This window comes from uncultured Gimesia sp. (assembly GCF_963972345.1).
In the GTDB taxonomy this organism is placed as follows: domain Bacteria; phylum Planctomycetota; class Planctomycetia; order Planctomycetales; family Planctomycetaceae; genus Gimesia.
The window spans coordinates 1-21,088 of sequence record NZ_CAXAVM010000050.1 but is presented as its reverse complement, the minus strand read 5'-3'; the positions used below and the strand labels follow the sequence as shown (position 1 = coordinate 21,088).

Annotated in this window: 20 protein-coding genes; 1 reads left to right on the top strand and 19 read right to left on the bottom strand. The window is 50.3% G+C overall.

Going from position 1 to position 21,088, the window contains the following annotated elements; translation table 11 throughout:
• Positions 1-332: 332 nt before the first annotated feature.
• Positions 333-935 carry a transcriptional repressor LexA gene (lexA, locus tag AACZ40_RS10880; protein WP_002649781.1) on the top strand — a complete coding sequence of 201 codons (603 nt, stop codon included), beginning with the start codon at positions 333-335 and terminating at the stop codon, positions 933-935.
• 150 nt (positions 936-1,085) lie between these two features.
• Here the strand turns inward: lexA and AACZ40_RS10875 are convergent, their stop codons facing one another.
• The 19 genes from AACZ40_RS10875 to AACZ40_RS10785 all read right to left on the bottom strand — a co-directional run bounded on the left by AACZ40_RS10875 (position 1,086) and on the right by AACZ40_RS10785 (position 20,978).
• Positions 1,086-2,483 carry a sigma-54 dependent transcriptional regulator gene (locus AACZ40_RS10875; RefSeq protein WP_291178350.1) on the bottom strand — a complete coding sequence of 466 codons (1,398 nt, stop codon included), beginning with the start codon at positions 2,481-2,483 and terminating at the stop codon, positions 1,086-1,088.
• Positions 2,484-2,873: 390 nt separating this feature from the next.
• Positions 2,874-4,436 (bottom strand): HAMP domain-containing sensor histidine kinase, encoded by a 1,563-nt coding sequence (locus tag AACZ40_RS10870; protein WP_291178347.1) that lies wholly within the window; start codon positions 4,434-4,436, stop codon positions 2,874-2,876.
• 153 nt (positions 4,437-4,589) lie between these two features.
• Positions 4,590-5,930 carry a protein phosphatase 2C domain-containing protein gene (locus AACZ40_RS10865; protein ID WP_291178344.1) on the bottom strand — a complete coding sequence of 447 codons (1,341 nt, stop codon included), beginning with the start codon at positions 5,928-5,930 and terminating at the stop codon, positions 4,590-4,592.
• A 213-nt stretch (positions 5,931-6,143) separates the two neighbouring features.
• Positions 6,144-7,223, bottom strand: coding sequence for a flagellar biosynthesis protein FlhB (gene flhB, locus AACZ40_RS10860; RefSeq protein WP_291178341.1), 1,080 nt, complete (start codon positions 7,221-7,223; stop codon positions 6,144-6,146).
• Positions 7,224-7,244: 21 nt separating this feature from the next.
• Complete coding sequence (locus tag AACZ40_RS10855; RefSeq protein WP_291178338.1) at positions 7,245-8,234, bottom strand: flagellar biosynthetic protein FliR; 990 nt, start codon at positions 8,232-8,234, stop codon at positions 7,245-7,247.
• Between the two features lie 38 nt (positions 8,235-8,272).
• A complete protein-coding gene (gene fliQ / locus AACZ40_RS10850) occupies positions 8,273-8,539 on the bottom strand; it encodes a flagellar biosynthesis protein FliQ (protein ID WP_291178336.1) in 267 nt (88 codons plus the stop codon).
• Positions 8,540-8,590: 51 nt separating this feature from the next.
• Positions 8,591-9,562 (bottom strand): flagellar type III secretion system pore protein FliP, encoded by a 972-nt coding sequence (gene fliP, locus AACZ40_RS10845; protein ID WP_291178333.1) that lies wholly within the window; start codon positions 9,560-9,562, stop codon positions 8,591-8,593.
• Positions 9,555-10,448 (bottom strand): flagellar biosynthetic protein FliO, encoded by an 894-nt coding sequence (locus tag AACZ40_RS10840; protein ID WP_291178330.1) that lies wholly within the window; start codon positions 10,446-10,448, stop codon positions 9,555-9,557. Before AACZ40_RS10840 ends, fliP begins: the two co-directional genes overlap by 8 nt.
• 58 nt (positions 10,449-10,506) lie before the next feature.
• Positions 10,507-11,184 (bottom strand): flagellar motor switch protein FliN, encoded by a 678-nt coding sequence (gene fliN / locus AACZ40_RS10835; RefSeq protein WP_291178328.1) that lies wholly within the window; start codon positions 11,182-11,184, stop codon positions 10,507-10,509.
• Positions 11,185-11,212: 28 nt separating this feature from the next.
• Complete coding sequence (locus AACZ40_RS10830; protein ID WP_291178325.1) at positions 11,213-11,767, bottom strand: hypothetical protein; 555 nt, start codon at positions 11,765-11,767, stop codon at positions 11,213-11,215.
• A gap of 159 nt (positions 11,768-11,926) precedes the next feature.
• Complete coding sequence (locus tag AACZ40_RS10825) at positions 11,927-12,655, bottom strand: flagellar motor protein MotB (protein ID WP_291178323.1); 729 nt, start codon at positions 12,653-12,655, stop codon at positions 11,927-11,929.
• Positions 12,656-12,739: 84 nt separating this feature from the next.
• Positions 12,740-13,519, bottom strand: a complete 780-nt coding sequence (locus AACZ40_RS10820; protein WP_291178320.1) for a motility protein A — start codon at positions 13,517-13,519, stop codon at positions 12,740-12,742.
• An 87-nt stretch (positions 13,520-13,606) separates the two neighbouring features.
• The gene (locus tag AACZ40_RS10815) at positions 13,607-13,801 is read right to left on the bottom strand and encodes a flagellar FlbD family protein (protein ID WP_145225180.1); all 195 of its coding nucleotides are present in this window, start codon (positions 13,799-13,801) and stop codon (positions 13,607-13,609) included.
• Between the two features lie 63 nt (positions 13,802-13,864).
• Positions 13,865-15,553, bottom strand: coding sequence for a flagellar hook-basal body complex protein (locus AACZ40_RS10810; protein ID WP_291178314.1), 1,689 nt, complete (start codon positions 15,551-15,553; stop codon positions 13,865-13,867).
• 187 nt (positions 15,554-15,740) lie between these two features.
• Positions 15,741-16,181 carry a flagellar hook capping FlgD N-terminal domain-containing protein gene (locus AACZ40_RS10805; protein WP_291178311.1) on the bottom strand — a complete coding sequence of 147 codons (441 nt, stop codon included), beginning with the start codon at positions 16,179-16,181 and terminating at the stop codon, positions 15,741-15,743.
• Positions 16,182-16,213: 32 nt separating this feature from the next.
• The gene (locus AACZ40_RS10800) at positions 16,214-18,118 is read right to left on the bottom strand and encodes a flagellar hook-length control protein FliK (RefSeq protein WP_291178308.1); all 1,905 of its coding nucleotides are present in this window, start codon (positions 18,116-18,118) and stop codon (positions 16,214-16,216) included.
• Between the two features lie 331 nt (positions 18,119-18,449).
• The gene (locus tag AACZ40_RS10795) at positions 18,450-19,100 is read right to left on the bottom strand and encodes a hypothetical protein (protein WP_291178306.1); all 651 of its coding nucleotides are present in this window, start codon (positions 19,098-19,100) and stop codon (positions 18,450-18,452) included.
• On the bottom strand, positions 19,097-19,549 hold the full coding sequence (locus tag AACZ40_RS10790; protein WP_291178302.1) for a flagellar FliJ family protein: 453 nt from the start codon (positions 19,547-19,549) through the stop codon (positions 19,097-19,099). Before AACZ40_RS10790 ends, AACZ40_RS10795 begins: the two co-directional genes overlap by 4 nt.
• Positions 19,550-19,601: 52 nt before the next feature.
• Entirely contained in the window at positions 19,602-20,978 is a 1,377-nt protein-coding gene (locus tag AACZ40_RS10785) for a FliI/YscN family ATPase (protein WP_291178300.1), read from the bottom strand.
• Between the last annotated feature and the right edge of the window lie 110 nt (positions 20,979-21,088).

The following is a 21,088-nucleotide window of genomic DNA, read 5'->3' as shown; positions in this document are numbered from 1 at the left end:
TTAAATAATCACAACTTCAATTATTTAGTAATCTTACAATCACTTTCAGTGACCTGATTTGTCTAAATAATTTTTTCAGATTCAATAAAATTAACTATGTTTTACTCGTCATACTTGCCGTGTAGACGACAGTATACTATAACTGAGAACAGATGCAAAATCAGAATTTTATGTGATTATCACACGAAGACACCCTCACCCTTCCTGATTCTGATTCTGCATTTCATCGGGGGATCCCAAAGCACTTTCGTTTTGGGTGACAAATTTACTTTCCTGAATGTTCAGGAATATGATCAGTTTATTCTATTTTTTAAGAAATGGGGTACTTTGTAATGGCAGGCACCAAAGCAAACCTTACACAACGACAACAGGAAATTTACGATTTTCTGAAAGATAAGATTATTAACCGTGGCTATGGACCGACCGTCCGTGAAATCGGTGCTAATTTTGGCATCCGCTCTCCCAACGGCGTGATGTGCCACCTGAAAGCTCTGGAAAAGAAAGGGCTCATCACGCGTGAATCTCACATGTCACGCGCGATTCAATTGTGCGATCACTCGCAGAAACGGACACGTCTGCCACTGGCCGGACAAATCGCCGCTGGCAGCCCTGTTCTGGCTGTCCAGGATGACGAACACATCGATTTCGGCTCTCTGTTCGATCCCGATGATCAGTTCTGCCTTAAAGTCAAAGGCGTTTCCATGATCGAAGATCAGATCGCTGATGGCGATTATGTCATCGTCCACAAGCAGAACACCTGCAAAGAAGGCGACATCGTTGTCGCGCTGGTGGATGGTCAGGAAGCGACTCTGAAACGCTACTATTCCGAAGGGGATCGCATTCGCCTGGAGCCAGCGAACTCCAGCATGCAGCCCATCTACTCTAAGAATGTAGACATCCTCGGAGTGGTTACGGGAGTCATTCGGAAATATTAAAACAGTCCTGTCTCGCTTGAATCACCTGCAGCATGACTGCAACCGATGAAAGCAGACAGATTGATTTTCGAAGTGCATTAAAATCAATGCTCTGGCATTTTCTGCCAGAGCATTTTTTTGTGCCCGTTTAATTTGCAGTACAGTCAGATATCAACCAGCGGCCCGGGTCTGATACTGATTCAGTTTGTTGTACAGCGTTTTCAGAGCGATCCCCAGTTCTGACGCACATTTTGGCTTATCCCCATCATGTTTGTCGAGCACATGGTAGATCACTTCCATTTCGATATCCCGCAACGTTTTTCCTTCCATGCCTTCAGTCCAGTTAATGGCAGTCGAACCAGAGGAGATCGGAATCGAAGAATGCCGGGTCAGATTGGAGGGTAAATCGACGGGCTGGATCTGAACGCCGTCCCATAAAATCACGGCATGTTCCAAGGCGTTGGCCAGTTCACGAACATTCCCTTTCCAGTCATATTCCTGCAGAATCTCAACCGTTTCCGGTGCCAGGATATCCTGGGGAATGGAATCTTTTTTCAGATGCCGTTTCAACAGTACACGGGAGATTTCCGGAATATCCCCTTTGCGTTCCCGTAGTGCAGGCAGATTGATTTCAAAGGTATTGACACGGAAATAAAGATCTTCGCGGAAGCTGCCCTCTGCAACCATGTCCTGTAAATCGCGATTCGTCGCACAGACGATTCGCACATCGACATGGAACGTTTCACTGTCACCGACACGACGGACTTCTCCCGATTCCAGAAAACGCAGCAGCTTCACCTGCATGGTTTTGTCCAGCTCACCCAGTTCATCCAGGAAGAGGGTCCCGCCATTGGCGATCTCGATCAGACCCTTACGTGGTGTATCGGCACCTGTAAAAGCACCTTTGCGATGGCCAAACAGTTCACTTTCCACCAGGTTTTCCGGCAGGGCTCCGCAGTTGACAGGGACAAAGGGCATTGAAGCACGTGTACTTAAATCATGAACCCGTCGTGCGACCAGTTCTTTACCCGTCCCGGTTTCTCCCAGTATCAGAGCTGTGGAATCGGTTGGCGCGATCTTTTCAATCAGCTTTTTGACCCGCATCATCGGGGGAGTTTCCCCCACAATCTGGCAGGGCCCTTCCACACTTTTCAACCGGGATTCCAGGGCATAATTTTTATTCTGCAGCGATCGTTTATCAGCGACTTTCTGTAACACGGTCGCAATATCGATCAGCTTGCATGGTTTGGGCAGGAAATCATACGCGCCGCGTCGGATCGCCTGAATGGCTTCGTCGATACTGCCGTGCCCGGTGCTGATAATCACTTCGGTCTCGGGAGAGACCTTATTAATATGATCGACCACATCCCAGCCACTCAAACCAGGCATGCGTAAATCAACGATGGCTGCATCAAATGTAATTTTATCTAATGCCGTTAATGCCGACTGGCCATCTTCACAAATGGTGACATCATGTCCCATGCGTGGCAGCTCAATTCGCATGACTTCCCGAATTGCCGCTTCATCGTCGACAAACAGGACCCGTAATTTATTGACTGAATTACTCAAGTTGTGCTCCTTCTTCCTGCTCTGACATCCTGTCAAAGAGAAAGCCATTTAACAAATTACATAACCGAATGGTATTCAGGAAGGATTATTAGAAAGGCGCTGAAGAAAGCCGGCTCGCAGTGAACTGGCTCATCCTGTTCTTCAGTATCGATACTCAAAGCTGCAGCCCCGGAACCGGGACTCCATCCAGGACCTTTCTCTGCACGAACTGTGTCAAATCAGGAACAGAAAGACTGAGATTTGCCTGCAGTACAGAGAACATCCTTTTTCTCCTGTATCGTGAACTTTGTGTGAATCATTTGTGGGGAGAGACGTGTAATATCAGATTTTGAAAATCGTGGCAATCGGAGAATCGCAGAAAGTCAATCAGCTGAGAATGTCACTAAAGCATTATGCTGCTGCACTTTGCATCTTAGTCTTTTTCGGCAGTTCCACAAAAATTGTACTCCCCTTACCGGGGCCGGGACTTTCCACTTCGATCTCACCTCCATGATCTTTTACGATCCGATGTGTGATTGACATACCCAGGCCCGTCCCTGTTCCATCTGCCCGTTGCGTAAAGAAGGGATCAAACAGGCTTTCTTTGACTTCCTGGGTCATACCCCGACCATCGTCCCGAAAAATCAGCGTAACGGAATCAACGTGTTCCTGGACCTCGATTTCCAGATTTCCACCCACTTCCATCGATTCCATTGCATTGGTCATGATATTGAGAACCACCTGCTTGATTTCGGCAGGATTAAATTCCGCATTACAGGGCTTGTGATCTGAGAAATGTATGTTTCTGCCTTTGAGACGCTTGATCAAATTGACCATCGAGCAGACTTCATGAATGACAGACACAAGATCATTCTGACTGCGAACGGAATTCTGGCCACGGGAAAAATCCAGCAGCTTTGAGGTGATCTCGCGACAACGCATCGATTCCCGCTGAATTAACCCCAGGTACTGCTCGACGACTTCGATATCCGCATTCTCACAATGTGGTTTCAGGTCGACCATGCGTCCCTGTAAAGATTCCGATGCCATCGAAATAGCAGACAGCGGATTATTGATTTCATGTGCCACCCCTGCTGCCAGCACACCAATTCCCGCGAGGCGTTCTGAGCGAACCAGCTGTTTACTCCGCTCGTCCACCTTATGATTCAATTCGTCCCGTTTCTCTTTGAACCGCATGGTCATCTTGTTGAATGCGACCGCCAGTTCCCCCATCTCATCGTTCGATTTGATTTCGAAATGGTGGTCAAAATGCCCCTGGGCGACGATCCGTGCCCCTTCGTGCAATGCCTGAATCGGCGCAAGCACAGTACGGTAACCATACCAGATCAGACAGCCAAATGTGACAAACACGACGACGCAGGTCACCCAGACCAGGTTAAAGCGGGAACGATAAACCGAAGAAGCACGTGTCAGAACAGCCTTCGTGCCAGAAGGAACATCACGTACTTCCAGGATCAGTGTTTCCAGATGTGCTACTTCGAGAATCATCTGCTCAGCCACTTTAAGGCGTTGCTGGGGATCCTCCAGTTGCACCTTCATCAACTTCAGCTGATTCAGGATTGACATGCAGGCACTGTGTCCGCTCAATTGTGATTCAACGAAGCCTTTCCAGTTTTTGATTGCCGGGTCCGCGGGCAACCGATCCACTTTTTTGAGAAAGTCCTTAATTTCCGTCTCTACTTCCAGCACCTGTTTATCGAACTCCTGCTGATAATGCGCACTGGCAGCCGGACGGGACTGGCGAATTCTCTGCAGAGGTTCATTGAGGGCGACCACAGAGACAATCATGCGATCACGGTTGGGCAGGTTATCCAGCGAGTACTTAAACTCATAAACCGTATTGTGATAAGACTGTAAACCAGACACAGCGCCATAGGCCATGATAATCAGCATGAAGAAGATAATCCCCAGCCCGAGCCCCAGCTTGCGCCTGATTGTTTGAGTAAAGAACACACTGACCTCCGTGTCACAAGTCCTTCAGAGTCACTGAAATAAGGGACGGATCATATCTGAAACCGGGCTGGAGTCCAATGTTAAAATTACAAAGATTCCAAAGTGTACAAAAGGCTGCACTTCCATCAGTGTGCCGTTTAGACTTCCCTGTCATCAATCCTCCTGGGAAGTGCTGGGAGGTCCTTTTTTCCAGCGTGCCTGGTGCACCATCTCTTTACGGTAAGAATGCAGACCCGTCATCAGGATATCAATGGCGCGGGAAAAATCGCGAAACGCATGCAGATACTTCTTCTGCTCCAGCTCTTCTTTGGCTTCGTAATAGATTTTGTTGTGCTCGGACCATTCGATCGTCCATTCTTCTTCCATTGCCGCCCGCTGCAATTCGGACTCCATGGTGGTCAGATACTGCAGAAAGTCCGTATTAAACTTCAGCTTTTCAGATCGATACGGCTTCCACTCGATGGTCTTGCTTTTATCCAGATACTCCTCGCGCTTATTGGATTCACGCTGTGCAAATACTTTGCGGACCAGCAACATCACCAGCAGAGACATCCCCCCAAAAGTCAGAAATTCCCCCCGGTCAAATCGGGTCAAAATCCACATCAGAATTCCTGCTGCCACCATCAACGAAGCCACCCAGACCCCGGCCAGCCAGAACCACTCTCGATAGTCGCGTTCGAGTTCGAGTTCCGGCTCAGGTTCAGGTGCTTTTTCCTGAGGTAAATTCACGTCCGGTAACTCTCCCACACGCACCACGATGACCGAGATGTTATCTGAACCGCCCCTTAAATTGGCAAGATTAATCATCAGACGGCAGGCATCACTCGGTTCCAGGTACCTGGCTATCATCCCGATCTCTTCGTCTTTGAGATGACAGGTCAAGCCGTCACTGCACAGGATATAACGATCCCCTTCCAGAACCGTATAAGGCCCTTCGATATCAACTTTGACCACCGGCTCGGGGCCCAGTGAGCGCGTAATGACATTGCGGGGCTCGTTCATGTAAACTTCTTCGGGTTTCATCCGACCCTGTCGAATCAGTTCCCACTGCAGGCTATGGTCAAACGTCAGTTGATCTATGCGATTTTCCCGCACGCGGTAGACGCGACTGTCCCCCACATGACCAATCACGGCGCCTTCAGAACAGAGACACAAAGAACTGCAGGTTGTCCCCATGCGCATGAATTCGCGATTGGCCATCCCCCGCTCATTGATTGCCTGGTTCGCAACTTCAATCGCAGATTTCAGCGATTTGGCAACAGGCCCCGGTTTATTTTTGAAGAAGGTGTGAGGCACCGTTTCCGAAGCAATCTTACTTGCCAGTTCCCCCACGGCATGGCCGCCCATCCCATCAGCAACCAGAAAGAAATGCCCGTGGTCTCGCCAGCTTTCCTGATCTTTACAGATACGAACCGAGATCGAATCTTCGTTATTCCTGCGCCGAAAGCCAACATCACTCTGCGATGCGAACTGAACCGGATGTTCCCAACGCATTCCACCACCTCACAAACTCCAGAAACGTTATATCACTACCTGATTCCATTTCAATATCTTGGTGAGTCTGGCAGTGAAACACCAGAGAACACTGCAGGAAAACCCGCTTTTGTTAATGAAAATCAGGTATCCGCGGATCTTGCTCGACTGGTTTTCAGTTCGTTTTAACCGTCGGCACTCCTGACACTATGCCTGGGTTCATCCTCTGTACGTTTAACGTTGATCCGGCATGGTTTTACCAGTCAGACTGTAAACGTAGGCCATAATTTCAACGAATACCTCGTATAATTCAAAGGGAATTTCCTGTCCGGTTTTCACATCGCGGTACATTTGCCGTGCCAGCGCTTTCCGCTCGATAATGGGAATTCCATTTTCGTTGGCAATCTTTCGGATCTGGAATGCAATCTCCCCTGCTCCCTTTGCCACCACCACGGGTGCGGGCATCGATTCCGGATCATACTTGATGGCAATCGATATATGTGTCGGGTTTGTAATCACGACATCCGCACTCGCCACCTTGGAGAGTTCCTGCGAAGTCGCCAGCTTGCGGTGCGCTTCCCGACGTCGTTGGCGAATTAACGGATCCCCATCCATCGATTTCATTTCTTCACGGATTTCCTGTTTACTCATCATCAGGTCTTTTTCATGCTTCCATTTCTGGAAGGCAAAATCCAGTCCCCCCAGGATGATCAAGGCCAGCGCCAGCAACAGCCCCAGTTCAATAGTCGAATTAAAAATATCACGCAGAATCGTTTCCGGAGGTGCCCCCATCAATGCCAGAAAGCTGGGAAACACCAGGTAACTGAACCAGGCAGCGATCAGCACCAGCAGACTGAGCTTTGCCAGGCTTACTCCCAGCTTGACCAGGCCACGAATGGAAATGATCCGCTTGGCGCCTTCGATCGGATTCAGACGCTCCCACTTGAGCTGGAGCACATCGGGAGTCATCATGAAACCGACCTGCACGAGGTTCAGGCAGACCGCTGCGACAAATAACACCACCATCATCACCACCGTCCCCTCCAGGAACAGTTCGATAATGGATTCACAGCGCTCGATGAGTAATGGCGGATCCACGCGCAACCAGACCGGGGTCGTCAGTGAAACTTCCATCAGATTTTTCATGTCGCTACTGAGGCGTACAGCAAAAAAATACAGGACCGCGGCTGTTGCCAGCATCATTCCGGCTGCATTCAGGTCGGTACTTTTCGCAATGTTTCCCTTTTCGCGGGCTTCATTGCGCCGGCGATCGGTGGGCTGCTCTGTTTTTTCTCCCGTATCGTTCTCAGCCATGCTGCCACATTTTCAATCGATTTATAAAACAGTACTGCGACTTAACTGGTCAATGGCAGAAGGGATGGATTCCACCACAATATCCGCGGCCCCCGACAGAGTGAAAACCAGAACAATCAGGCTGATCATCGCTCGAATTGGAAAGCCAATTACCAGCACATTGATCTGGGGGACCGTATGGCCGAGGTAACCCATGGAAATTGAGATTAGCGCGCTGATTGCCAGTAACGGGGCTGCGACTTTAATCGAAAGTACCAGGGACTGGTGCATCAGCGTCTGCAGCAGATCCAGTGTATTCGTGGAAACGATCCCCTCCCCTACCGGAAACACCTGGAAGGTATCAATCAGGGAGGACAGCATTAACAGATGACCATTGATCGGCTCCATCAACAGGAAGACGGAGATGCCTATAAAATAAAGATACTGACCACTGAGTGAGGCATTCATGTCAAAGCCGGGATTAAAGACCTCGCCCAGCGCCATACCCGCCTGCTGATCGATCATCTGCCCGGCCATTTGCAGACTGAGCAGAATGATATAAACGCCCAGCCCCAGCGAAAATCCGAGTGTTAATTCTCCCATAATCGACCAGGCATAATCCAGCAGCGAATTCGGCATCCGCGTTACGAACCGGTAATCATTGACGGTCAGTTCCTGGGTCGCCTGTCGGCCTGCAGTAACGATCAGATCATCAAACCGGTCCTGAAGATGCTTCGGAACCTCATCCTGGCTGAGCCGCTGATCCTGGTTGATATCCAGTTGATAAAATCCGACGGTCGTCTGGTCATGCAAAGTCGGAGTAATCAGCAGTGACAGACTCACGATCAACAGGATGCGGATATTCGTGGGGAAAATCGGCTGCCCGAACACGGGACCGATAATCATCAGCCCACTGATCCTTACAAGGACCAGCGTGAATGCATAAAACTGCAGCATCGCCCACTGCAGCAACTGTCCCGGCGCCAGTTGCAGTATCGGATTCATCACATATTGATCGAGGAGTTCGCTCACGGGACGTGTTGTTTTCCTGGGTCATTGTAAACCGGCAGTTACAGACGAGTCGGAATATTGGTAATCAAATTTGTACTGTATTCGACCATTAATGAGGTGATCCAGGGCAGTGTATACAGGATCGCCAGTACCATCGCGACAATTTTGGGAACGAAGCTGATGGTCTGATCCTGAATCTGTGTGACAGCCTGTCCAATGCTGATCACCAGCCCTACCACAACGGCAGTCAGCATGACCGGGCCGCTGACTTCCAGCATGATCAACAGGCCTTCGCGTCCCAGATCGAGAACAGTGGATGTATTCATGACATTTACCTGAAATTAAGAACGATGCGGGCGCAAGGGGAGCGCCCCGGTTCAGCCGACGGCCCTGATACTTTCGAGTAACATCCCGACCGTCAGTAACCAGCCATCAATCAATACAAACAACAGAATTTTAAAGGGTAATGAAATCAGGACGGGGGGCAGCATCATCATCCCCATGCTGATCAGGATGGAACTGATCACCATATCGATCACGATGAAAGGCAGATACAACTGAAAACCAATTAGAAACGCCGTCTTGACTTCACTTAACATATAGGCGGGCAGCAAAACCGTCAGTGGCACATCGTCGTAATCCTTAGGCTCCTGATACGTATCCGCTCCGGGAGAACCGGGCAGAGGCTGCTGATAATCCAGAAACATCCAGACCGTGTCGGAGTTGCCGGTTAATTCAATCTGATCACTCATAAATTTCCGCAAAGGTGCCACGGTTTTCTGAAAAGCGGCTTCCAGGGAAACGGGGGCCTGCTGAGACTGTTTCGTATAAGGCACAATGCCCTCTTCATAAGCTTTTTCCCAGATCGGTGCCATGACCATGATCGTCAAAAACAGACTTAATGAAGTCAGCACCTGGTTGGGCGGTAATTGCTGAGTTCCCAACGCCTGTCGCAGCAACCCGAATACGATCACAAAACGAATAAAACTCGTCGTCATGATCAGAATCGAAGGTGCCAGGCTCAACACCGTCAGCAGCAGAAACAGCTTCAATGTCGAATTGAGTCCCTGAGGCGATGTCATCTGTTCGACATCCAGCAACTCAGGCACACCTGCTCCACCCTGCCGGTTATCCTGCGGCACAAATACCGGTTGAACGGGTGCCTGGGGAGAATTCTGGCTGGCAACCCCCTGATTGGATAATGCCTGGTTCGATGCCTGCGGTTGTGCCTGGACATTCTGCTCAGACAGAACCAGACAGAGCATGACCAGCCACCACAGCAGGCATTGGCTTCCTGGCTCAGTTACTTTTACTGTTTTCCGTTCTGGAACGCCCCCCCGGCTATGCATGATCCGACTCCGCACGCTCATTCAGGGTCTGGCGCGGTGAATGCAGCAGCTTCTGCTGTAGACGGCTCACGGCAGAGTCATAATCGGAAAATGATTCCTGTTCCGGAACCGCCTCTGATTCGTCAGATTCATGAATCGGTTCCCTGCTCGGCCGTGGATAACGCGGCTCCTCTTTTTTCTGTACGCTTTGAAACAAATTTCGAAATGAATTTGCGGCCCGTGCTGACTCAGCGCCTTCCCGGCACATACCTGTAATCAGATCGACTTCCACGGGATCAACCACTTCGCTGAGCATTTCCAGTCCGGCGGGAGAAGACCCCAGAATGAGAATCCGGGACCCGCACCGTACGAAATGAATCGTCTGTCTCGCGTCCAGTGGTTTCTTTCCCAGCACTTCCATCACTTCTCGAGGCAGGCCCGCTGATCCAAGCGGATGATGTTTTTTAAACAGCTTCGCTCCTACCAGGATGATTGAAATCACAACCAGCAAGGCGCCGAAGGTCCCCCAGATTGAGGGAGCCCGTTTAGTCACACTTTGACCTGTCGACTCCGGGTCCGACAGATTCGGACGATCCAGGGGAGTGATGGGATTTGCCTCGGCTGTCCGCACCTCCCTTTCACTCCTTTGAGGCAAGGGTTGTGTTCTCACATGCTTGATTGCATTCGAATCTGTCACAGCGTTCGTCCGCATGTTTTGTGCTGCTGGCTGCGGCGTTCCACTTCGCATCGGCTGTTGATATTTTTGAGTGGGTGGTGCCGCGGTATAGCCCGGATTGCGAAATTCCGAGGGCTGTGAAAAGGCGGGATTGTCTGCTGAATGTACGCACGGAGTACAAATCAGAGAGCACAGCAATGCCAGCAGTAAAATATAACAAAGACGAATCATCGCATCCTTTATTTCGTCAGCCACCCCGCCTCACAGAGCCGAGTGTTTCAGCCGCCTGTTACAGTTCCGGAGAAATGATCTCTGCGACACGGACGCAGAAATTATCGTTCAGAACCAGCACCTCGCCGCGTGCGATAATCCGGCCATTGACCAGAATATCAACCGGATCCCCCGCCAGTTTGTCCAGAGGAACCACGACGCCCTCTTTCATTTTTAAAACTTCCTCAATCAGCAGTTCTGTCCTGCCTAATTCAATGCACAGGTCCAGTTCCACATTCTGCAGCGACGAGAGTTTCATCGCTTCTTCCGGACTACTGGCCATTGCCTCAAAGTTCGGGAATTCAAACGCTTTGGTTCCCCCCAGATCACTGGGAATCCCGCTTCCCGGGCCCAGATTTGGGGAAATCGCAGCGGCCAGATTCGCTTCCGCCTGATTTAATAATGCTTCCGTTTCTTCGCGTGTCGAAAAAGGCATGCCTGACTGGTCGTCTGATGAGGACGAATGCTGATTGAACAGCGAATCGATATCGTCATTGTTGACGACCTTTCCCGACTTCCCTGCATCCTTGTTTTCTGCAGCACCCGCTCCCTGCAGTAATTTTTCAATATCCGCAGGATCGAGAAGATCATCTGATCCTCCCGCAGCAGAGGAATCAGCGGGCGTACCCTGGCCTTGAGAATTCAGCAGTTTTTCAATTTCCGAGGGATCCAGAAGATCGTCATTCTCTTCAGCCACGTTACCATCCTGTTATGCTATACACGCATTATTGTGTCATTGTGCGATATTCGCTGATCACAGTCTCGATGACATAACTTTTTTTGAGTACCTTGTTAATGGACTCTTTCATCATGCGTTTCATCGTACTTAACTGTGGATCATTCAGGTCACCCAGACTGGATTTTCGCACGACTTCGATGACCGCCTGCTTGACACGTGCTTTACTCTTCTCTTTGATCATGGAATCAAAATCAGAAGCGGCCCCTTGCTCGACCAGTGCCACCAGATTAAATGTGACATGAATGGTCGCTCCCGGTTCGGCGATATTATTCGTCACGCTGAAGTTATCAACAGTCACTTCTGCTGTGGTTACCTGCAGGTTTTCACTCCCTTTCGAAAGTGTATCTTCTGCCAGTTCAGCGGGTTGAGCCGGTGGAGTCAGTAGCCAGTAAGAAATGCCGATCTGCAGGATAATTACCAGGAGTAATAATCCGCCAATCTTCAGCAGTTTTCCTTTCGATTGCCCCTGGGATGCTGCTTCTGTTGAAGCAACCGCCTCCGTATCGACACCAGGCTCTTGCGTTTCGGTGTCTGTTGCCACGAGTCTCCTCCTTGAACTCTCGCATCCTGTTTGCGCAAAGACAAATCCGTTGTCTTTAAACTACGCTCCGCCGGGGGCGGATCTGTTGAGCACAGGTTCAGCGAAAAATAACCGAGTGAATCTGAAAACGTTCGACCAGGTCATTTCAACCGTCTTGAATTAACGATCGCCTGTCTTAGGAGAGACTATATACGCATCAATTAAAAATACGTCAACCCGACGATTTAAGGATTGCTCTTTCGGGTCGCGCGTGATGGTCCTGGGCTCGGCATCACCCACTGAACTGACAATCAGTCTTTCAGGTTCAATTCCTTTGGACTCCAGGTATTCAGCGACATTCTTGGCCCGATAAAAGGACAACTCCTGTGAATCCAGGAACTTTGAGTCCTTTGGCAAGGGTTCTGGAGAAGCATGTCCGCGCACAATCAGTCGATTCGGCGTTGGCAAAAGAATTTCGGCAATGATATTGAGTTTGCTCTTGATTTCCGGAGTCAGCTCAGCCGAAAATCTGCCGAAACTAGCCGCTCCCCCCAGAGTCACTTCTGTGCCGGTATTGATACGTTCGACGGTTTTATTCGGCCCGCCACCACCGCTGGACTTCTCTTTTCCCGTTTTGGTACCGCCATCAGAACTGCTCCCCTTGGAAGCCGACTTGCTCTGGTTACTGGTAGGGTTCAGAGATTTACCAGGGACCGCGGCAGTTCCCTGATGCGTACCAAAGCGTTCGCGTAATGAATCCAGCATGGCGCGGACGCTGCCTTCATCGTTACGGATTTCACTCATCGAGACCAGCATGATGAAGAATGTCAGCAACAATGACATCATATCACCATAGGTCACCACCCATTCCGGAACGCCAGGAGGCGCCTCTTCTTCCGGCATCGCCATCTGAGAACACTCCTTTGCGGTCTGCGAATATCAAAATAAAACAAAGCTGACAGGAATCAGAATTGCCGGCAGAGGATCGCCGAATCAGGCAGCCTTACTGTCTTTGCCCACCCTCTGATCCTGGGGTAAAAAGGTATTCAGCTTCTGTTCGATCACGCGTGGATTATCGCCTTCCTGAATGGCAATCAAGCCCTTGATGATGACTTCACGGACTTGAAATTCCTGTTTACTGTAATAGGCCAGCTTATCGGCAAACGGGAGAAAGAACAGGTTGGAAACCAGCGCCCCGTAAAGCGTAGTAATCAACGCCACAGCCATACCAGGTCCGATCGCCTCGGGGTCATCCATGTTTCCCAACATGATGATCAATCCCATCAGTGTCCCGATCATTCCAAAAGCCGGCGCATATCGCCCCACGGTATCCATCATTGATTTACCGTTTTTATGTCGACCGGCCACCGCTTCCATTTCCGTTCTCAGGATCTGCTCCATCAGTTCCACGTCGGTACCATCGACGGCCATCTGAACCCCCAGGAGAATAAATGGGTCCTCTATCTCTTCGGTTTTGGCTTCCAATGCCAGAATCCCGTCCCGGCGGGCGATCTCGGCAAACTCCACGATTTGAGTAATCACGGGTGCCAGTTGCTGCTGGTTAGGGAAGAATACCTTCTTGATCACCTTGGGAAACAGCAGCATCGCTGCACCGGGAAAGGCAATAAAGCAGGCTGCGATAGACCCGCCCACCACGACTGCCGCCGAGGGAATATCAATAAATGCCGCAAAGCTGGATCCCGGCGCAATCGCAATCGCCAACAGCAATAATGCCATCCCGGAGACTAATCCACCAGCGGTTGCCTTATCCATTTCTGCCAACGTTCCTGAGATAGTGACCTGTCAGCCACTGTAAATTCAAATCACTGCCTGCTGGCGCTCAGCAGCCGTGTTTCAGTTTTATAATCCGGGGACAAGACGAATTGCCCGTGAGTAGGCGATCGAACGTTTCACCACCTCTTCAACACTTTCACGGACAATCAGGCGATCATCCGAAGTCAGTGTAATAAAGGTATCGGGACGACTTTCGATGCACTGAATCAACTCTGCATTGACGACGAATTCTTCACCATTCAACCGGGTTAATTTGATCATAATGCCAACCTCCCTGGCAGCGCAGTTTTCGTCCTGCAATCATGAAACTTCATCCGCGTCTCACTAGCGTCCCAGGACCAGCAGTTCATCCACCAGCTGCTGGACGGAACTGATTACCCGCGCGTTTCCACGATAATTCGTAGAAGCGACGATCAGGTCAACCAGGCTACGGCCCACATCGGTGTTTGATAATTCAATTGAACCGGCGCGAATGGTTCCCGCTCCGAAGTTACCAGGCGTCACCAGGAAGGGAGGCCCGGAACTGACGCCTTCCTGAAATGTTGAGTTTCCGAATTCCAGCAATCCCTGGGGATTGGAAAACCGGGACAGAGTGATCTGCCCCAGGGTTCGAATAATTCCGTTATCAAACACACCATTGATAATCCCGGTTTCATCGATCACGAAACTGGCCAGCGTACCCGGATCGGATCCATCCTGCAGAGTCAGTTTCAAAGTACTGCCGGCACTTGCTGAAGAAATACCGGAAATATTTGACAGATCGATTGTGACATCCATTTCATCTGCCGCGGTGTTGACTCGACTGATACCAAAGGTATTCGGGGTATAGTTGGTAACATTTCCGTTGCTGTCAAACGTAATCGTACCTGATGAAACAGCGATGTCTCCATCGTTGTCGTCGGCACTTTCCAGGAAGTAGCGAAAAATGGTATTGTTAGACGAACGTGATTCCAGCACGCTGGTCATCTTCATGGTCACCGGCTCACCGAGTGAGTCAAAGATCACGAAGTCGGTAATAGCACTTTCCCCATTAGCCGATGCCGATTTTGTAAATGGCATAGAAACCGTGGCACCATCAGAAGTGATGTTACCGATAGTGACAGCGATGTCATTGACAGTACCGGAGTTGCCAACAATCTCAAATGCCCCGCCGTTAATGGAAACTCCAGGCTGTGCGCCTGTGGTCGCGTCATTCGGAACGCCACCCCCATTTTGAATACCCAGAGTCCGGTCCAGGAAATCAGCAAAGTCGGCAGCGGTTGTCAGAGCCGTAACCTGTAAGGTCATCGGATCCAGCGAACGACCGCCCTTACTGGGAGTAAATTCCAATGTCTCCCCGACAGTAAACAAGGGGGTTCCAATTGTGGCTTCCACATCTGTTAACAGAGTGGTACCGGTAATCGCCGCGTTTGCGTTACCTGCGTCTGTCAGGGCATCTGATGTCAGAATCGATCCCTGTGTTCCAAGCACTCCCGTGGGTAACAGGGCCCCCCCAATCTCAACGTTCTGCGTAGCCTGAGCCACGTTCAAGTCCCCCAGGGGAATTTGAATATCAGTCAGGGTTGTGGTGACGAGATTAAAATCTTCATCGACTCCGTAGCCCTGAACTTTAAAACCACTCTGGTTTGTCAACAGGCTCTGGCTGTTCAATTCAAAGTTACCGTTACGGGAATAAACCTGGCCATCAGGGCTGTCAAGAATAAAGAATCCATCTCCCTGGATCGCAAGGTCGGAGGGACTGGTACTGTTGGTCACACTTCCCTGGGTAAAGTCTTTGCGGATGGAAGCACTGAGTGCCCCCAGACCGACCTGACGGGGATTGGTACCACCATTACTGGTTGTCGGGCGTGACCCCACACTTAACGTGCGGGACAGCTGGGTGGTAAACAGCACGTTCGAGGCTTTAAAGCCGTTCGTACCTGCGTTGGCGATATTGTTTCCCAGTACATCGATACTGGTTTCATTCAGGCTCAAACCACCCAATGATGTATTTAATGCAGACGTCAATCCCATGACTACTCCTCGGTTGAATCAACCAGGTAAAAACCTAATCCCTTGGTTCCTGAGCGCAGCATCAGCTCCACTGAGACCGCTCCCTGTTCTGAATATCGTCTAAACGCAAAGCAATCATATGATTTTTTTTCAAGAATGCTTCCGCCGCTGATGGATTCACCAGAACCTCGTTATCATAAACTCAATATTATTCTACACTTGCAGGCTGCTGCACACTGCTGATCGCTGACACCGGCAATTCGAATGCACCAACGCCGACGTAGGCCTTTCCATCACGAACAAAAGCCCGGTCCACAATCCCCGCAACCGGATTTTGTTTACCTTCCTGGCCTTCTACTTCTTTGCCAATCAACCCGGCAGCCTGAGTCAGCGACTGGCCTGTGGTAATCGCTTTCAATGTATCTGACAATTCAATATTTGACTGCAGTTCCCGCATACTGGAAATCTGGGCCAGCAACTGCTCGTTCCCCAGGGGCTCGGTCGGGTCCTGGTTTTGCAGTTCCGTAATTAAGAGTTTCATAAATGATTCGGCGGTTAAACCATTGAATCCGACTTTATCCGGATCAACGACATCGACTGCAGATGAACCACCGGTACTGCTACTTCCACCAATTCCATCAACGGCCATCACGGCCCTCCTTCATCCCTGAATAATGGATTTTAAATCTGAACGTCTATTTCTTCGACATTCTCTGTCACGATCCCCTGGGAACGAGCGACTTGTGGACGATCCTGATCGGCAGTTTCATCCTGCTTCACGGCTTCCTCTACAAATGACTGTTCCCCCGAGCGTTGCTCGCTGTCCTGGGAATTATCTGAAAACTGCTGAGAATCGAAATCATTTCCTGAGTTTGACTGTGTACCTGACTGAGAAGAACGCTGCTCTTCCCGGGCATCCGTATTGATGTGTACGTCGATCCGGTCTAACGCAACGCCTGTTTTTGCCAGTGCTTCTTTTAACTGCGCGATGCTGTCATTGATCACTTTTTGTGCATGACGGTTCTGAACTTCCAGCTTCGCCGTGTACTCCCCGTTTTTCAACGAAACCTCAATCTGTAACGTTCCTAATTCAGGCGGACTTAACCGAATTTTGAGTTGCTGCCCGGTGGAATGCGACTGCTTGACTGCTGTCGTAATCCGTTCCACAAGCTGATCGATTTGTTTGACATCGATCACAGGGCCCGCAGGTGCAGACTGTGTTACATCATTTGTCACAGGAGCCGCCTGAGTGCCGGTCAGTGACTGTATATTTGAGTGATCTGACTGTTTGACTGTTGTTTCGTGAGTCGGGGAGTTGGTCCGGGAAACGTCAGTTAACTGAGACTGAGAGGATTCTGTGGCGGACTTCATATTCGGATGCAGCGGATTGAATGCGACACCATCAACAGTCTCTTCAACCGTCTCCGCCTGGCCCGTTTTCTTCTGTTCTACGACTTCCGTCTGGTCTTTAGAAACAGTTTCCACCGGCTGCTGCAGCTCTTGAATCACGGTCCGGGAGACCTCTTCCCCAGTTGCCGTTTTTGCAGACTGTTCGCCCTGGTGATTCTCATCTGCTGAGGACTCTGACTGGTTTTCCTCTCCGGAACTCTGATATCGCTGCTGAATGATTTCCGGGATATCGACTTCAGAATCCTCTGTTGCCCCCTCCGCGTTTTCAGAATTTTCCGACTGGTACTCTTTAATCGCCTGCTTCAGTTCCTCTGTTACTTTAACCTGCTGAAGCCCGGCTGACTGCAAATCAGAAACAGACTCTCCTGTTGCCTGTGCGGTTAAAGCTTCAGCCGCCAGATCCTGCTGTTGATCCATCTGCAGGAATTCGCCCGCTGTTTCCTCTTGAGTCGATTCCGTAGATGAAATGGTATCGCTCTGATTCTTCAATAAGGCTGCCAGGCCCTCTGGAATGGGAATGGCTCCCTCTGAATTCGTCTCGGTAACATCGGTCTGAAGTTTGACCAGAGACTGATTTTCGGAAAACTGGAAGCTGGCCGGAGGTTGGATTTCCCCATCCGTCGAAGTCACTTCCTGCAGAGATTGCCGGGAAGCATCACTTCCAGCAGAATCGCTGAACAGTGAGTAAACCTGCTCTTTCTGTCTGACCGGCTGTTTTGTCTCAGCAGCCAGTGGGTTAACAGTTTGCTCTGTCGTTTCCGTCAGTTCGGCTTCGCTCTTTGCAACTGGCTCACCTGCACCGACTGGCTGTTCTGACTCGCTGCCATTTACCGTCTGATTTTGTCCTGATTGAGATTGATTCGTCGAAACTTCACTCTGTAGTTTGTCAGCTGATTCGGTGTCGTTTTGATTCTGAGCCGCAGCCTGTGTATTGGAGCTCTGATTGTCTGTCGAAGTTCGCACTGACGACAGATCCCGCGACCGGGCAGCGAGCTCCGGCTTTTGCTCCGTGGAATGTCCTGGCTGTTTTCGGGTGAGAGATTCACTCAACTGTCTGCGATAACTTGAGTCGGGATTACGGTTTGCTCCCTGATTCTGATCAAGTTTCTGCTTCCCGTATTTACTGAGATCCAGCGATTGTAGATCCAGCAGGGAAACCTTGTGAGAATCTGACATTTCTCATTACCTTTGAGTAGAATAAGTACCGAGGACAGTCTCCCTGCAGGCTCCTTGAGAACCGCGCAGTGGCATCCACTGAGGAAATTGACTGTTTCACCAGTATCATATTCGTCAGAATCATCACCGGGACATCAGGTAAGAATACACAAAATAGATCAGTTTTAGCGAAAAATTGCATTAGTCCGTTTATGAATCGTACTAATGAGGACGGAGCAGTCGCCAGGCGTGAGTTCCTGCGAGAATTGGACTGACATCAACCCCCTGATCGTATCAATGGCATCCTGACAGCGGCACTACCAGTTCGCATCTCAGTCAAGAGGGACACAGGCTAATTATTCTGAGAGAGCTTATCCAGCGTTCCGTCAGAAAAACTGCGAAACGGTTCATCCTGAGAAATTTCTTTGAAAATCTCTTTTCCACGTTTGATGACCAGCGGATCAGGAGCCACCAGAAATTCTTTCAACAGCTTGGCGATGAACTTGCCTTCCATTCCTTTCAGCAGTTCAATATTTTCCTCAATGGAAAGCTGCATCAGGTATTGAACTGCATCTCCCGAGGGTAATGCAACCAGCACGGACTGGGTTTTCTTCGTAGCAACGCTCTGACTCTGTTCCTTCAGAACTTTCAGCTCTGCTTCAAAGTTCTTTTTCGCCTGCTGGAATGCCAGTCTCTCTTTTTTGAGAACATCAGAGGATTCCGTAATCGAACTTTTCAGCATCTCAATTTCATCTTCGCGTGCAGCGAGTTCCAGAATTCGCATCGCCCGGGCTTCCGCAACTTCATCACGAGAAGGGAGACTGGTTTCTTCTTCAATCAGTTCCACATCATCCAGCGACTGGCCCGTCACAATCAGGCGAATATCCTTAATGGAATCTGCATTCAAAGACCCGCGGACCCATAAGAAACCAAGCCCCAGTATTTCTGAAATAATGGTCGCCACACAAAATACACACACAATCACAACCAGAGGACGGATCATTGAACACCTCCTGTCTGACGGGTAGCTGACCAGGTTTCTTCGAGCTCGATCATTTCTTTCTGATTTTGTGTATAAACGAAGGCAGCGCGATATTTATCAGACAGTTTTTCCATGGCTTTGACTTCCTGCTCGGCTTTTGCCAAAGTCTGTCTGCAGAGGGCAATCTGTTTCCCCACGATTTCACGGTTGGCACCGAGAGACTGTATCTGTGTCTGCAACTGGCCGGCGTAATAGCGCAGGCTGGTTGCCCCATCAATGTCAACCCGCCCTTCCGACTGCCGTGAACGGATTTCCTGAAACTGTTCTGTGCGATGTTGCTGCAGGTGCGCGGTCTGATCGATCAACCGCTGGTCAGCCTGGAGCATTTCCCCCAGCAGCTGACGGCACATGCTGCGTTTATGCCGTCGCATTTTGAGCACTGATTCAAATTGAAAATGAAATTTTTTCATCTCATCCGGCTTCACACAGGATTAAAAATAGTTGATCGCCCTGCCGTTTCAGTTAGCGGGCGGCTTCTGCAGTTTGTTCGTTTCCGGGCGGCTGACCAGCTTCAGAAGTCTTCATCGGTTTGAGTTGCTGCATCCGGGCGATCAGATTGCGAAGCCCCTCAGAAGCAGAGTTGAAATCAGAATCTTCTGTACTCCCCTGCTTCAGAAATTCATTCCACAGCGGCCGCATCTTGATCGCCAGATCGACTTCCGGATTTGACCCTGTCTGATAGGCACCGATTGAAATCAGGTCTTCTGACTGCTGATAGGCGGCCATCAGCTTCTTGATCTGAGACACAGTCTGCTGATGCTCGACCGAGGTAACATCGTTCATCGAACGGCTGATACTCTGCAGCACATCAATGGCCGGCCAGTGCGATTCATGTGCCAGTTTCCGCGAAAGCATGATATGTCCGTCCAGAATTCCCCGCACCGTATCAGAAATCGGCTCGTTTGCATCATCGGCTTCAACCAGAACTGTGTAGAACCCGGTGATGCTGCCGGAATCGGTTCGGCCACTCCGTTCAAGCAGCTTAGGCAGGAGAGAAAACACGCTGGGAGGATAACCTCTTGTCGCCGGCGGCTCCCCGGCTGCCAGGCCGATTTCCCGCTGTGCCAGAGCATAACGGGTGACACTGTCCATCATCAGCAGGACATCGCGACCACAATCGCGGAAGAACTCAGAAACCGCAGTCGCCAGGTGAGCCGCCCGTAATCGAATCAGCGCAGGTTCATCACTGGTAGCCACAATCACGACGCTGCGTGCCAGCCCTTCCGGTCCTAAATCGCGATCAAGAAACTCACGTACTTCACGACCGCGCTCACCCACCAGGCAAACCACATTGATATCAGCAGAACTCTGTCGCGCCATTTGTCCCATCAGGGTACTTTTTCCCACACCACTCCCGGCAAAAATCCCCAGTCGCTGCCCTTTCCCACAAGTTAACAGACCGTCGATCGTTCGGATGCCTGTGCTCAAAGGCGTATCGATCCGGGGGCGTTTCAGGGGAGAAATCGGCTTGGCTTTTAAATTGGCCCGGTGGGAAAGCATTGCTTGGTTTTTTCCATCGATGCAGCGACCGTGACCATCCAGGACCCGTCCCAGGATCCCCTGCCCCACAGCGACGGCAGGCACCGATTGAATCAGGCTCACGCGGTCTCCCCGTCGGATTCCAGCCAGATCTTCATAAGGCAGCAGCAGAGTTTCTTCATTCTGAAAACCAACGACTTCCGCCTCTACCGCAGAACCGTTCTCCCGATCAATGGCGCAGACAGATCCCAGCGGCGCGGGAAAACCGGAGACAGACGCTGTCAATCCCACCACGCGCGTCACCCGGCCTGTCAGGCGAAAGGGTAAGATCTGTTTAATCTGTTGAGAAACGTCAAACATGGAGTAAGGCTAGTCCTGAGTCTGGATAATCAGCTCCTGGAAAATACGATCCAGCTGTGTTTCAATTCTGGCATCGATTGTTCCATGCTGTGTTTCAATAATGCATCCCC